The sequence below is a fragment of the Kribbella sp. NPDC003557 genome, assembly GCF_040610805.1.
Lineage (GTDB): Bacteria > Actinomycetota > Actinomycetes > Propionibacteriales > Kribbellaceae > Kribbella.
The window spans coordinates 602,284-615,866 of sequence record NZ_JBEXMY010000002.1 but is presented as its reverse complement, the minus strand read 5'-3'; the positions used below and the strand labels follow the sequence as shown (position 1 = coordinate 615,866).

Here is a 13,583-nt window from a genome sequence, read left to right as displayed (position 1 = left end):
GCCGGTGGCCCGGGCGTGTCAACGCACGTGGACGGAAGTGAGGGTTCTGCCGAGTCGGCTTGAGGGGGCTGTGGAGACCCGTTAAGACCCTGAACGATCAGAGGGCCGGTCGCACAAGCGACAACCGCGCTCTGAGCTGTTCCTAGCCGCCGTCAGAGCGGCTCTCGGGGCCCGCAAGCCTTCCCGGTGTTCCACCGCTGAGGCGTGTGAACGGCTTGCAGATTATTCAGACAGCGGGCCGCCTAACGGCCCGTTCCCGGCGCGCTGACGTACGGGTTGTCTCGGCCGCCGCTGTACACACAGCGCAGGTTGCCGGCGGAGTTTGTGTAGACGCACACCGTCAGGCCTGCTCGCGCCACGGTCAAGCTGGTCTTGAGGGTGACAGTCCCGAAGTTCGTGCCGTTGGGGCCGCAGCCATTGGTGTCGGCTTTCGGGGAGGCCCAAGTCCTGCGGACTCCGTTGGTCCCCCACATCGTCATGTAGGCCCGCACCGGACGGCCGTCACCGGGACAAATGTCGCGCACCGTGAAGTTGCGAAAGACGACGGTTTTCTGCCCGACGAAGTCGAGATTCGCGGTGGCGAGCCCACCACTGACGGAGGTCCAACTCGGGTAGCGCACGCGAACAGAATCCGCTCCGTCGGCTGCCTGCGCAGGACTTGCGACCAACAACCCGCCCAGCACCGCTACGAGCCCTACCGTGGCCCTCAGAATGCTTGCCTTCATCGATACCCTCCAACGAGATGTCCCCCGAGCAGGCTCGTGCCCGCCCGCTGAATGCGTCCCGAACGGTAGGCGTTGTCGCTGCCATCTCTCTGCCCGTACCGCACCCGTACCGCGCGCGGCCCTTGTCTTGCCTGTCATGCGGGGACCAGCTCGGCCTCCCAGTCGCGGCGCCAGAGGCGGCCGAGGAAGGCGTACGCCTGCGTGCCGGGCGAGTGCGGCGCCGGAGGGCTTCTTGTCCTCGATCCATGCTCGCGTCAGGACTCAGGGGCCAGCATTGTGCGCGGAGTCAGCGGTCCAGCTGGCTCCGCGCCTTCCCCGGCCAGGCGCGTCTGACCGGGGCCGGTCTTAGACCTTCTCCAGATCGGCGCTGAGCTGCAGGGGTCAAAGTACCGGCCTGAGCGAGCCTGTTGGGACTACGAACGAGAACGACCCGGTCGCTGATGCGGCCGGGTCGTTCTCACTTCATTCCCTCTGCGCGGCCGAATGCTGCTCTGACCAGGTGGAAAGCTGGTCGGTCGGCCGCTCGGAGAGTGGCGGAGGATACGAGATTCGAACTCGTGAGGGGTTGCCCCCAACACGCTTTCCAAGACCGCAATTCACTGTTCAGAGAGGTTCAGCAGCTCGTCGGGAGCCAGGATCAGAGATGCCCCGGCCGTCGGTGAACGGTCCCGAACGGTGGCGGATGAGACCCGCTTTGAGACCCTCCCTGCATGGGCTCGCTCAGGCCATCTTGCTGGACACGGACAGTCATTCGACTGGTACCCTGATCCACGACCGACCTCGTCGGGACCACTTCTGAGTGGGCCTCTGGGTCGAGTCCCGACGAGAAGCTGCCGTACGCGGCTGTCCCGCCGGGCCTCGATCGTCAGCCCGAACACCTCAAGGTGGGCTCCTGAGTTAGCTCGGTCGCCGGATCGGACCCACGCCACTTGTTGGAAGGGCCCCTGGGACGAGTTCTCGCGGACTGCGCCCGGATTTGGCGCCATGTCACCCGCTTGAGAGGAAACTCGTCCAATGTCGTACAACACGACTTCGTTCACGATCGCCGGCCAGTCGATCGACTTCCCGGAGATCGCCAACGGCACCGCGATCAAGAACGCCGCGAAGCGGTTCGAGACCGCGTTCAACCTGCCGCCGGACGCCGCGTTCGTCATGGCGGCCGCCATGGTAGACCCGGCCGACGTACGTACTCAGATCGACTCGAAGTCGCCGCTCGGTCACCTGCAGGAGATCCAGACCCCCGACGGTTACATCCTGCTCGCTCAGCCGACCCCGGTGTGGACCTCGCTGGTCTCCGGCGACGGAGGAAACGGACGTAGCCGCTACGCGATCCAGACCTCTTCCACCAAGGGTGCCCGCCCCCGGCCGTGGCCGATCGGTCGCCACCACAAGCCAGCAATCGTCGACTACCATCCGGCGTCGCTGGCGGACATGACAGCAGCCGTGCGCCTGAGCGCCGAGGAGATCCGGTCCCAGGACCTGATTACCCAGATCGCGCGCAACCCGCGCGGTATCTGGAACCCGCCGGTGGTCGTGCTCGCCCGCGCATACGTCAAGGCGACTGACGGCTCCGTCAAGGAGCACTGGTTCCTGCACACGGTGGAGGGCAGCACTCGCGCCGAAGCCTGCCACGAACTGACCGAGGTCGACCCCGGGGCCCCGCTCGAGCACAGCGAGTCGCCGCTGAAGCACCTGCGGGACACCCACGAGCGTCTGATCGAGCGGTTCGAGACCACGCCCACCTCCCTGAAGGCGCTCGGCGCGGCGCGCGCGGCGATGATGCCGGCGCTGATCGTGGTTGCCGCCGTCGAGGGCGACATGGTCACCCCGATCACCGACAACTTCCCGGCGATCATCAACGACTACGTGGAGAGCGTCCACGTGCAGCCGCGGCCGTTCAGTGCGGTTGCGCAGAGCAACGTCATCGGTGAGCGGTTCGTCCTGACGCTGATGAAGGAAGGGAGCATGTCGTCCGGGGACGGCGAGGCGATCCTCGGTCGCGTCGCCGACGTCGATGGCAAGCCGTCGATCCGCGCCGCCAAGCTGGTTCACGCCGTGTGCGACGATGCGAACGACCGTCTGCTTCGGGACTTCCTCATCACCGAAGACGGGGCCCGCCTCACCAAGGTCAAGCGCGCCAAGCTCGTCGGGCCGTTGATCGTGCGGCAGTTCGACAAGGCCGACGACTCCGCGGAACGCTCTCTGATGCGTGCTTTCACGCCCGACCGGCTGATGGAGATGTGGACCATCACCGGCGTGGACAGCGAGTCCCTCCGCAAGACGTGCCTGGACGACGTCCTCGCTGGCGTGTTCGAGTCCTCGGCGCTGGCCGAGCTCATGGCTCGCGGCGGTCCGGCGCTGTGCGCTTCGGGACTTCTGCTGGGTGACCAGGGTTCGACGGTGAAGGGCATCTCGTCGCTCCGTGGCAGCGTGGAGAAGGTGATCGAGGAGCTGGCGAAGACCGCCGGTGGTGTCAACGTCCTCGCTGACGCGGTGGCGTGGGCCGACGGCGAACGCCTCGAACGGCCGCGCAAGTTCGACGTGGAAGGTTCCCAGGTGTTCGACAAGAACGGGGACCCGATCCATTTCTCGCCTGCGTGGGAGAACGGGAACATGGGTGTGCGCGCGCTGGCGTTCACCGGCGGGACCATCCCCACGCCTGAGTCGACTTCGACCGGGGAAGCGCCAACGGTCTACCTGACGCCGGAGGACAAGTACAAGGCCACCGAGGCGCGTCTTCTCGAACTCCTCGTGGCCGCGCAGACGAGCCTCCGGGACATGGTGGCCGCCAAGGATGCCAGCGGGGCCATGCTGATGGCCAAGCTCGGAATGACCACAGCGGAGGTCTACGACAAGCTCCCTGACACCCTGTCGAAGCTGTACGCGCGGTACGTCAAGGAGGACGACCTGCTGGCGAGCTTCAACGAGGACGAACTCCCCGACGCCGAGGACGAGGCCAGCGCCGAGGACGACGCCGAGGACGACGAGGCGTTCGACGAGGAAGAGGAGTGGGACGCCGAGGATGACGGGGACGACGGGGACGACGAGTGACCCGACTCACCGCCCCGCGGTACCGCGATCTCTGCGCTGTCGCAGGCAAGGCACTCGATCATCCGAGTCCTACCATCCGCCGCGCCGGCTCGGCCTTCGGCTGGCCCATCGCGGTCTACCTACTCGGCCACCGAGACCCGATCACCAACGGCTTCATCGTCGACTACGTCGGTAGCGCCTACCGGCCGAAGTCGGACGCCGGCGACCGGACCCGTGAGCACCTCAGGGACCTCGACAAGAAGGAGCGGTTCACCTGCCAGGTGATGTTGCCCCTTCGCCGCGATCTGCCGGTGTCCGACGTACGACGAATCGAAGGAGCGATCGCCCGCGTCCTTGGCGTTCCGCGCTGGTGCCAGCGAGTGCCAGGCGGCCGGCGCATCGCGTAGCGCCACCCCGGCGGGCAACTGGGGCCTACGTTGGCCCATCCAGCCGTCGAGTTCCAGCAACCTATGACCAGGGCTGGGACTCGGCGGTGTGGCCGCTCGGTCCGGTTTGTGCGCGGTGCAAACCGGCCAGGCATTTGCTCGATTAGGACGCGCACAACCGGTCGTGGCGATGAGGGAGCCAAGCTCTGCCTGATCGCTATGCTGCGATCATGACAGACGAGGTCGGGTACATGTGGGCGGATTGGACGCTTCGATATTGCCTACCACGCGCGTTGGAAGTCGTTGGCAGGGTTGAGGAAGCGGGATCGTTGAGGGCCTGTCCATCGATCAAGGACGAGTCCACCGTCAAGGCGGCGCTCGACTGCCTGACAGGGGTCATGAGAAATCATGGAGCCGAGGATTCGCAGCACGAAAGTCCTGAGGGGCTGGTAAATAGCTGCGCAGTTCTGACTGCCTGTGCCGTCGGCTACGCGGCGGATTCGTTGCCCGATCGCGCTGAGGCAGCCGCCAGCGACGCAGCCGATCGAGCCTTGGACGCGGGCGTCGTCGATGCGACGGTGACAGCCGTTGCCGCGGGTCTTTGTGAACGCCCACCGTCGGCCCCGTGACACCGCGTCAGCAAGTCCAGGGACTACATTCTTGATCGTCGCGAGCGGGACTGAACCGTGGAACCCGGTGGCGGCCTCGTAAGCACGGCTCGCCGTACCTCGTTGCCTTTCAGGCCCTCCCTGGAGACTGGTCTCGCCTGGGACAGGAACACCTGGAGCCCTCTAGATGCTCTCTGGTATCCACACCGAGAGTTCCCCACCTGCATGGAGCAAACGCGTCCAGTTTGCATAGGCGATCGCGAGACCCACGGAAGTCACATTGACCTGCAGCATCTTGCTGTTGTTCCAGCGTTCGATGAACTGGTCGGCGGGCGGATGCGCAGCCACCAATCTCTCCTGAACCTCCCACTCCGACATGATGTTCGAGGTAAAGAGATTTCGCAATGTGGCTGCCTCGTTGACGTCGAGACGGTTCAGCTCAGCCAATTCATCCAGCGAGGTGCGCTTCCCGACATTAACCTGCAGAAGACTCGGATCGTTGACGCAAGGCTTGAATAGGCTGTTGAAACTCCTCAGCGATGGAACTATGGTTTCGCGATTGAAGCCTTTGGCAAACGCCCACGGGTGGAGTTGGCCAACGACATAGCCGATCGCCCGATTTGGTCCGTCGAAGGATACGCAGCCAAGGAATGCAAGATGTTGGTACTCAGAAATGTGCTCCCCAATATCGAAGAATGGGCCTATTGACTCGGTCAACCATTGAGAGTAAGTGGCTGCGTCGTCAACCTGTGGTCCGACGACTCGCGTGACAAGCCAACTGGCCGTGAGTGTGCGAATCTGTCGGGCTGTCAGGCGGCCGACAGTGTCGATCGCTTCATTGAGCACGAGAGCTTGGAGGCCGCGTTCCTCCAAGGTGCAGCGATTGACGAGCAAGTCCACCAATAGTTCCGCGGTGCGCCCGTCACCCGAGCGCGCATATTCCTTCTCGGCGACGAGTAAGGAATATTGGACGTCGGGATCTTTGACGGCATCAAGGTGGGCTCGCGGATGCTCGCTAATTCGTTTGATGAACAGATCGACAAAGTGCTCGATTCGAGCATCCACGAGTTCCTGCGTGTAACCCCTAAGCTGCACCATGTTGTCACGGGCAATGCTCAGTGCGATATCGGTTACCTCGGCGGCCGTGACACCGCTTCGGATCTCGATATTGACAGCTCCACCCGCTTGTACGTTGACTGAGTCATCGCCGCCGTGCTGTGACTGGTCTTTCAATCCTCATCGCCCCGTCTGATCGTGATGTCACGCCCGGCTTGGATGTTGCGGCTCTTGTCGCCGCCAGTTTGGGTTTGTCTCTGACGGCGAGTGATGATCCTAAATCCCGCGAAGATCGTCAGAATTCCGACTATCACTGGGACGACGTATTGCAGGTTCTCGCTTAGCCATTTCATGGCCAAAGTCTGCCAGATCCGACCCCGGTTGCACTCAAGCAATCGATTGCAAGAGGATCCGGAGGTCGCGTAGGCCGAACATCACTGCAGCGCGCCGGCCACCTCGGTCATTGTCTGCACGATCACTTCGGCACCAGCTACCGCGAGGGCGTCAGCCTTGCCGGGCTTGTTGGCGTAGCCGATCGTGTGTGCGCCCGCTGTCTTGCCTGCCTCTATGTCGCTGCTCTGGTCTCCGATGAACACGCAGGCGGCTGTGTGGACCCTGAGTGCTCTCGTGGCGTTCTCGATCAGGTGCGGGCTGGGCTTCATCAGCGTCGGGTCCGAGGGATCGCGTCCCTCGACGTGCGCCACTTGGTCAGCTAGGCCGGTGCGGGCGAGGTAGCGCATGACGGCTTCGGCATAGTTGTTGCTCACGATCGCGACCAGCTTCCCGCTGCGCTGGCAGGCGGCTAGCGACTCCGCCGCGCCTGGAGTGGGCAGCGCCGACTCCACAGCTGTCAGCTCGGCAGCCTGCAAAGCCTTCTCGAGCCGGGTGGCGAGCTGCGGATCATCGGCGGCTGCCAGCAGCAACTCGTGAGGACCGGAGGCCTTTCGCAGTGCCTCGTCTAGGTCGTGCGGATGAGTGCCGGCCAAGTCGCGAAGCTCGCCGGTGATGCGCTGGGCAGGATATCCGTCGAACACGGAGCAGATCGGCCCGTCGAAGTCGAAGAGGACCGCTTCGGCCGATGCAAACAACTGCCTGAGTGGATCAACAGTCACAGTTCACGAACCTGCCCAAGCGTGCTCCAAAGACTTTCGAACCATCGCCTCGCCTGATCGACGTACTGCGATCCTGTGGCCTGGTCGTTGTCGCTAGTCGAGTGGTGAAAAAGGACCGTGTCTTTGCCGACGGCATCAAATATCGAGACTGTCTTTCCTTCGATCTCAACCTCTCGCTCTACGACTGGGTAGAACCCGAAGAAGATCTCTTCATCGTTCAGTGCGTAGAGCTTGAACATCATCGGAAGCCCAACAACCACACGCGCTTCCACTGTGGTTTTCGGGACGAGTCCCAGTTCCCCGAGCTCGCGGACAGATTGGATGATCTCTCCCGCTGAGCGGTGCGCGATGCCTGCCACGCGCGCCCTAACGCTGGGATCATCCCCCGGATTTTCTCCAGCACGCGACGGCACCGCAATCGGCTGATTGAGATCCGGCAGGAGCATGCGGATATTGATCGACTGGGGAGTCAGGCGGCCACGTCGAATGCGGTCGATCGGTTCCTCAAGGGCACCAAGCAGCGTTTCACCGGTCAGTCCGGCGAAGTCGATACGTACGGCGTCCTGCTCGAATGCCTTTTCGATGTGCGGACGCAGACCGACCGCCTGGTCCGCCTGCTCGCGAACGTACACGCCGCTGCCGACGCGAGAGACGATCAGGCCCTCGTCGCGCAAGATCCGTAGCGCCTGCTGGATGGTCATCCGAGCAACGCCGTACTGCGTCGCCAGCTCGTTTTGAGACGGGAGCTTTTCTCCCGCCTTCACCTTCTTCGTCAGGATCGCCGCGCGCAGAGCGTTGGCGACCTGCTTGAACGGCGGTCGCGGGTCAGACGGATCTAGCTGCTGCTCCATGCCGCCAATCGTACTAGCTGACTAGGCAGGCTAGGGCAATCATGTCCAGATGCTTGACCTGACTAGCCAGCCTATGTAGCTTTCTGTCTACCGGAACCTGGCTAGGCAGGCTAGTCCGACTAGTCAGGTGGCGTCCCGGCGGTGGCACCCGCCGAGACGCCTGGGTCGTACTAACCGTCTGAACAGGAGCACAACCCATGAGCATCATCCACCTGACGGCCGTCAGCGGCGAGGAGCCGACAGCTGCGGATCTGGCCGGTATCGAGGCGGAGTGGCCGTTGATCGAGGCCGAGCTGGACCTCTTGGATGCGCAGATCGCGGTGATCACGGCTGGCCCGAACGCGTCGGAGCTGGTGACGCGGAGGAAGCGGCGTGCGGAGCGCCGGGTGTTGGAGGTTGGCCGGGAGCTGGCCGACCGTGACCCGGAGTCGGAGGGCGCGGCATGAGCGTCAACCTGACCGGCAGGGGCAAGCAGTACGACGCGGCGTTGGACAGCCTGGACGCCGCCGACCGGGCATCATCGGACGCGACCGAGACGGCGCGACTGCGCCGGGCGCAGGTTGAGGCGACGCTCGCGCAGATCGACGGCCGTGACGCCGAAGACGCCGACCGCCTCGATATGGCGTGGCGGGTCCTGGGCGAGGTCGGCGGATCGATCGGCAAGGCCGACACGAAGGCCGCGTTCGTGACCACGCTGAACACCGCCGTTCTGGCCGGTGTGTTCACCCTGACCCACCTGGACCGGATCGGCACGGCGGCGCGTGTGTTCGTAACCATCGGCGCGGTTCTGCTTGTGATCGCGCTCATGTTCGCAGTCGCGGTGGTGCTTCCGGTCCTGCGGGCTCGGAAGACCAAGCACAACAGCGGAAGTTTGCTGTACTTCGGCACGGTGCGGCAGCTGTCCACGGCACGTCTGCTGGCCCGGATCGCGAGCGAGGACACCGTGGACGCGGTGTGCGCTCAGGCGGTCGTGCTGAGCCGGTTGAGCTGGCTGAAGCACCGGCTGTTGCAGGTCTCGATGCTGGCCACGATCGCGGGTGCGAACCTGATCGTTTGGCCACTGCTGCTGGGCGGGGGTGCGTGATGACCGCGCTCATGACTGCGCAGGTTGTCGAGATGCCCCTCCCGGATCTCGTCCGGGTCGATCTGGGCTGGTGGAAGGTCGCGGGTTACGACCTGATGCAGGTGGTCTCGCCGCGTACAGCGCTCGGGACGGCGTGGATCGTATGGCGCGGCGATCACGTCTTGCACACCGCCAACACGCTGCCGGACGCGGGCGAGTGGGTCATTACGCAGCTCGGCGGAGGTGACGTGCGATGACCGCGCCCGTACAAACCCCGGCCACCGCGCCGGCACTGGCTGCCGGGTCCAAGCCGAACAGCGTTGAGCGGCTGCGGACGGCTGCCGCTGAGGCGTCGCAGGTGCGGGCGCTGTCCATTCACCCTGACGTGGTGGCGCTGCGGGTGGAGTCGATCCGTATGCAGGTTGACCGCTGCATGTGGGTCGGGATCGTGCTCGGGTTGGCGTTCACGATGGTCAACGTTCAGGCGTTCGCCGCGCAGGGCGCCGCGTTGTGGTCGCTGCCGTGGTTCGCGGCCTGGCTGCTGGATCCGATGGTGTCGCTGGTGCTGATCGCGGTCCTGCGCGCCGAGCAGATCACCGCCCGGTATCAGGTCTTTGACGGCACCGGCTGGATCGCGTGGACGAAGCGGTTCGCGTTCGCCGCCACGTATGTGATGAACACCTGGTCCTCGATCGTGCACAAGGACGTGGCCGGGATCGTGCTGCATTCGGTTCCGCCGCTGCTGGTGTTCTGCGCTGCCGAGACCGCGCCGGTCCTGCGGGACCGGCTGACCGAAGCCGTGCTGCGCGCCGAACGCACCGCGGCCCTGGCTGGCGCGGCGACCGCGGCGGGGGCATCTCACCGGGGCGACTCCGACCCGGAGACCCCTGAGCTGCCCGCGGTTGGCGACAGCCCGGAGAGCCCCGCAGAGCGCGCCGAGACGGCTGCGGACACCGACTCCAAGCCGAAGACCTCCCGGTCGCGCAGGAAGCCCGCCAAGCCCGCGAAGCAGGGCCGCAAGCTGCTGGCCGACTACGTGACCGAGGCCCTGGCTGCGATCGAGCCGGGTACGGCGGCCGACGAGATCACACCGGCGTGGGCGCGGCACACGACCGGTTGCTCAACCGGCCTGTCCGCGAAGGTCGCCGCGGCTGTCCGCGACGAGCTGACCACCACCCCGCAGCACACCTCTGAGGCCACCTCGAACGACACGGACGCGGCGGGCGAGATCGCCCCGGTCGCGGCCTGAATCGATAGGAGCGAGCAGGCATGGACAACGTGCACAAGCTTCACCCCGACAACGACGACAACCGCCCGCAGGACTCGGTACAGGACGACGTGCAGGACGTTGCGCAGGGCATCGTTCACGAGTCCGCCGAACGCGTCGACACCACCGACGATGTGGTCGACGTCGAGGTGATCGAGGGTGAGATCCTGACCGACGAGGAGTCGGCTGCGCTGGATCAGCGTCTGGCCAATCGTGGCGCGCTGGTACGGCGTGCGGTGACGACGACACAGGTGGTGGCGCGGGCGTCGAAGACGGTCGCGACGCATGACCGCACGAAGACTGCGAGCAAGGCCGTGCTGCGGGAGTCGTTCACGGTCGTGCAGGGTCTGGAGTCGTGGGCGAAGCGGGCGTGGGACGCGTCCACGATGGGTGTCTACCGGCGCCAGATCAAGGCCGCCGAGGCGGTCGGGGACCGCGAGGAACTGAAGCAGTGGACCGACCGGAAGGAGTCCGCGACCGACCGCCGGCATCGGCGTCTGATGGACCTGCCGAAGCTGGCGTGGGGTGTCTTGAAGGTCTCGGTGGCGTTGACGATCGGGGTGCCCCTGCTGGTGTTCGTGATCGCGGTCCTCACGAAGATGACCGGGCACGGCTCGTTCACCGGAGTGTGGTTGGGGTTCTTCGCGCTGATCGGGCTCGTGATCGCGGCGGGTGCGTTCGCGTGGTCGGCGTTGTCGATCGCGGCACCGTTCCTGATCGTGCTCGCGGCCTGGCGGGAAGGTAAGCGGCGCGCGGAGCCGCCGGCGTGGCTGGTCACGACCGCCGATGCGGAGTGGGACGCGGCGATCGATGAAACCACGATCGCGCGGGCGCTGGAGGCGCTGCGGATCCCGGCGATCACGCAGTATCTGAAAGCCGGTCTGAAGCTCCAGTTCATCACCCCCGCCCGCGTTGATGGTCGCGGCACGCACGCGGTGGTGAGGCTGCCTGCCGGTGTCACGGCCGAGAAGATCGCGCGTCGTCGTGGCGACCTCGCGACGGGGCTGCATCGGGCGGCGAAGGAGGTGTGGCCGACGACCGGCAGCGAGGCCGGGATCCTGGACGTGTGGATCGCGGACAAGGGCGCGCTGGCCGAAGGTGCGGGTGAGTACCCGCTGCTGTCCGGTGGCCTGGTGGACGTGTTCAAGGGTGTCCCGTCCGGGAAGACGCTGCGCGGTGACGCGCTGCTCGCGCCGATCATGGAACGCAACACGATGACTGGCGGCATGCCGGGTCAGGGCAAGTCGAGCGCGGCGCGGGCGATCATGGCCGGGTGTGCGCTGGACCCGACCGCGGAACTGCGGATCTGGGTGCCAGACACGAACTTCGACTTCGAGGTGTTCAAGCCCCGATGCGCCAGCTACATCATGGGCGCGGACGACGATTCCATGAAAGCTATCCGCGACCAGCTCGTGAACGTTCATGAAGAAGTTCAGCGGCGCGGTGAGCTGCTGATCCGCTACGAGCAGCCCGCGGTGAACCGTGAACTCGCGAGCGCGAGTGTCGGGCTGCACCCGTTGATCTGCCTGCTCGAAGAGGCGCACGTGGCGATCACCGACGACACCTACGGCAAGGAGATCTCGAAACTGCTGGTGGAGATCGTGAAGCTCGGACGCAAGCGCGGCATTCACATGATCGTGTCTACGCAGGCACCCACGCGGGACTCGATGCCGCGGGACGTGACCCGGAACTGTTCCAACGGGATCGCGTTCGCGGTCGGTGACCACGTCGCCAACGACGCCCTGTTGGGTCAGGGCGCGTACGCGGCCGGCCACCGGGCGACCGAGCTGATCCCCGGCACCGACAAGGGCACCGCTGTCGTCAAGGGCTTCAGCGGCGAACGGTCGGAGATCTTGCAGTGGTACTACCTCGACGTCGCCAAGGGCCATGATCAGGTCACGCCGCTGATCCAGCGGTCCCTGGACGCGATCGCCAAGCTCGGCAAGACCATCCCGGACAGCAAGCCGGTGCCGATCGAGACCCGCGACCTGCTCGCAGACCTCGATGAGGTGCTTGGGGACGACCCGCGCCCGATCGCGGACGTGCCCGCCCTGCTCAAGCGGCACGCGCCGACCTGGACGCCGTACCAGGGCCTGACCGGCAAGGCGCTGCGGGAGCTGCTGGAGCGCGAGCACGGCATCAAGGTCCCCTCGACGGGGAACCGCTACCCCCTCGACCCGGTAACCGTCCGTGACGCGATCGTGCGCCGCGAGCAGTGCGGCGGGGATGCGGACGAGAGCGGAGGCGAGACCGGCGGCCTGGCGAGTTAGCCCCAGTTCGAGGGTCGGAAACTGCCCGGAATCGGGCTCTGACCAGCAGTTTCCGGCCCCCGGTTAACTCGGCTCACTCGCTAACTTTCCGCAGGTCACGGCCACATTAGCCCCGTCGGGCGGTCGGAGTTAGGAACCTAACCCGATCCCCGGCACCTAACCGTCCCACCTCACCGAACCAGGCAGACACCCACAGGGTCGTCGGCCCGGCCCGTCACACCCGCAATCGACTACAGAAAGTGATCATCATGGCTGACTCTGTCCAATCGGTCGTGGCTGGCGGGGCCGCGCTGATCCTCACCGCGCTCGCCAGGTTCGGCGACACCGCCGCGGCCGCCGCCCTCAGTCAAACCGAACGGATCGCCGTCCTGGTCGTCGGCGGACTCGTGATCCTCGGGCTTTACCTGCTGGCGTGTGCGGTTTGGCCGTACGCGAACTGCGACCGCTGCGACGGGTCCGGCAAGTCCCGGTCCCCGTCCGGCCGGACGTTCCGCAACTGCCCGCGCTGCAAGGGCCTCGGTCGCCGCGAGCGCATCGGGCGCCGCCTGCTCAACCACACCAACAAGCACCGCTGACAGAAGGGAGAACGTCGTGACTGCACCTGTCGAGCAAGCCGCCGGGCCCCTGCATCTGGTGTCGCTGTGCGCCGGAATCGGCGGCATCGACCTCGGGTTCCACCGCGCCGGCATCCCCACCGTGGCCGCTGTCGAGATCGACCAGCGGGCACGTGGCGTGCTGGCCGACCGGTTCCCCGCGACGCATCTGTTCGAAGACCTCACGAAGGTGACCGCTGATGACCTCATCTCAGTTGGAGTTGTTCCCGGCCGTACTGTCCTCGCCGCCGGGTGGCCCTGCCAAGGAAACTCATCTCGCGGCCGTCGTGGCGGCCTGGACGACCCACGCTCAGGTTTGTGGGTGCACGTCGCGCGACTGCTGGCGGACCTTCGTCCCCGTTGGTTCGTCGGCGAAAACGTCCCTGGCCTTCTGTCGGTCAACGACGGCCGCGACTTCGGACGTGTCCTCGCGGACCTGGCCGAGCTCGGGATGGAAAGTGCCTGGCGGGTACTGGACGGTCGCGGTTTCGGAGTACCCCACCGACGCCGTCGCCTCGTCCTTGTTGGACATTGTGGAGACCGGACCGCACCTGTCCGCGTACTCCTTGAACCCGACCGTCTGCCGGGGCATCCTCACCCGCACCGCGCGCCGACGCCGCAA

General features: G+C 65.6%; 13 protein-coding genes and 1 pseudogene. 10 read left to right on the top strand and 4 right to left on the bottom strand.

Going from position 1 to position 13,583, the window contains the following annotated elements; translation table 11 throughout:
- Window positions 1-242: 242 nt before the first annotated feature.
- Complete coding sequence (locus tag ABZW60_RS08810) at window positions 243-725, bottom strand: hypothetical protein (RefSeq protein ID WP_355475153.1); 483 nt, start codon at window positions 723-725, stop codon at window positions 243-245.
- Window positions 726-1,739: 1,014 nt separating this feature from the next.
- On the opposite strand from ABZW60_RS08810, the gene ABZW60_RS08805 reads away from it, so the two are divergent.
- The 3 genes from ABZW60_RS08805 (at window position 1,740) to ABZW60_RS08795 (ending at window position 4,770) form a co-directional block, all read left to right on the top strand.
- Window positions 1,740-3,776: a hypothetical protein gene (locus tag ABZW60_RS08805; RefSeq protein WP_355475152.1), complete on the top strand. Its 2,037-nt coding sequence runs from the start codon at window positions 1,740-1,742 to the stop codon at window positions 3,774-3,776.
- Window positions 3,773-4,162 (top strand): hypothetical protein, encoded by a 390-nt coding sequence (locus ABZW60_RS08800; RefSeq protein WP_355475151.1) that lies wholly within the window; start codon window positions 3,773-3,775, stop codon window positions 4,160-4,162. Before ABZW60_RS08805 ends, ABZW60_RS08800 begins: the two co-directional genes overlap by 4 nt.
- A gap of 209 nt (window positions 4,163-4,371) precedes the next feature.
- Window positions 4,372-4,770 (top strand): hypothetical protein, encoded by a 399-nt coding sequence (locus ABZW60_RS08795; protein ID WP_355475150.1) that lies wholly within the window; start codon window positions 4,372-4,374, stop codon window positions 4,768-4,770.
- Between the two features lie 162 nt (window positions 4,771-4,932).
- On the opposite strand, the gene ABZW60_RS08790 is transcribed toward ABZW60_RS08795, so the two are convergent.
- The 3 genes from ABZW60_RS08790 to ABZW60_RS08780 form a co-directional block, all read right to left on the bottom strand.
- A complete protein-coding gene (locus ABZW60_RS08790; protein WP_355475149.1) occupies window positions 4,933-5,982 on the bottom strand; it encodes an LPO_1073/Vpar_1526 family protein in 1,050 nt (349 codons plus the stop codon).
- Window positions 5,983-6,239: 257 nt separating this feature from the next.
- A complete protein-coding gene (locus tag ABZW60_RS08785; RefSeq protein WP_355475148.1) occupies window positions 6,240-6,917 on the bottom strand; it encodes an HAD family phosphatase in 678 nt (225 codons plus the stop codon).
- Entirely contained in the window at window positions 6,914-7,768 is an 855-nt protein-coding gene (locus ABZW60_RS08780) for a winged helix-turn-helix domain-containing protein (protein WP_355475147.1), read from the bottom strand. The genes ABZW60_RS08785 and ABZW60_RS08780 overlap by 4 nt, the downstream gene beginning before the upstream one ends.
- A gap of 197 nt (window positions 7,769-7,965) precedes the next feature.
- On the opposite strand from ABZW60_RS08780, the gene ABZW60_RS08775 reads away from it, so the two are divergent.
- The 7 genes and pseudogenes from ABZW60_RS08775 to dcm all read left to right on the top strand — a co-directional run.
- The gene (locus ABZW60_RS08775) at window positions 7,966-8,214 is read left to right on the top strand and encodes a DUF6284 family protein (RefSeq protein WP_355475146.1); all 249 of its coding nucleotides are present in this window, start codon (window positions 7,966-7,968) and stop codon (window positions 8,212-8,214) included.
- Complete coding sequence (locus ABZW60_RS08770) at window positions 8,211-8,852, top strand: Pycsar system effector family protein (protein WP_355475145.1); 642 nt, start codon at window positions 8,211-8,213, stop codon at window positions 8,850-8,852. The genes ABZW60_RS08775 and ABZW60_RS08770 overlap by 4 nt, the downstream gene beginning before the upstream one ends.
- On the top strand, window positions 8,852-9,088 hold the full coding sequence (locus tag ABZW60_RS08765) for a hypothetical protein (protein ID WP_355475144.1): 237 nt from the start codon (window positions 8,852-8,854) through the stop codon (window positions 9,086-9,088). Before ABZW60_RS08770 ends, ABZW60_RS08765 begins: the two co-directional genes overlap by 1 nt.
- Complete coding sequence (locus ABZW60_RS08760; protein ID WP_355475143.1) at window positions 9,085-10,080, top strand: hypothetical protein; 996 nt, start codon at window positions 9,085-9,087, stop codon at window positions 10,078-10,080. The genes ABZW60_RS08765 and ABZW60_RS08760 overlap by 4 nt, the downstream gene beginning before the upstream one ends.
- 20 nt (window positions 10,081-10,100) lie before the next feature.
- On the top strand, window positions 10,101-12,368 hold the full coding sequence (locus ABZW60_RS08755; RefSeq protein ID WP_355475142.1) for a cell division protein FtsK: 2,268 nt from the start codon (window positions 10,101-10,103) through the stop codon (window positions 12,366-12,368).
- A 248-nt stretch (window positions 12,369-12,616) separates the two neighbouring features.
- On the top strand, window positions 12,617-12,943 hold the full coding sequence (locus ABZW60_RS08750; RefSeq protein ID WP_355475141.1) for a hypothetical protein: 327 nt from the start codon (window positions 12,617-12,619) through the stop codon (window positions 12,941-12,943).
- A gap of 16 nt (window positions 12,944-12,959) precedes the next feature.
- Window positions 12,960-13,448, top strand: a pseudogene (gene dcm, locus ABZW60_RS08745) (DNA (cytosine-5-)-methyltransferase); the annotation flags it as partial.
- Between the last annotated feature and the right edge of the window lie 135 nt (window positions 13,449-13,583).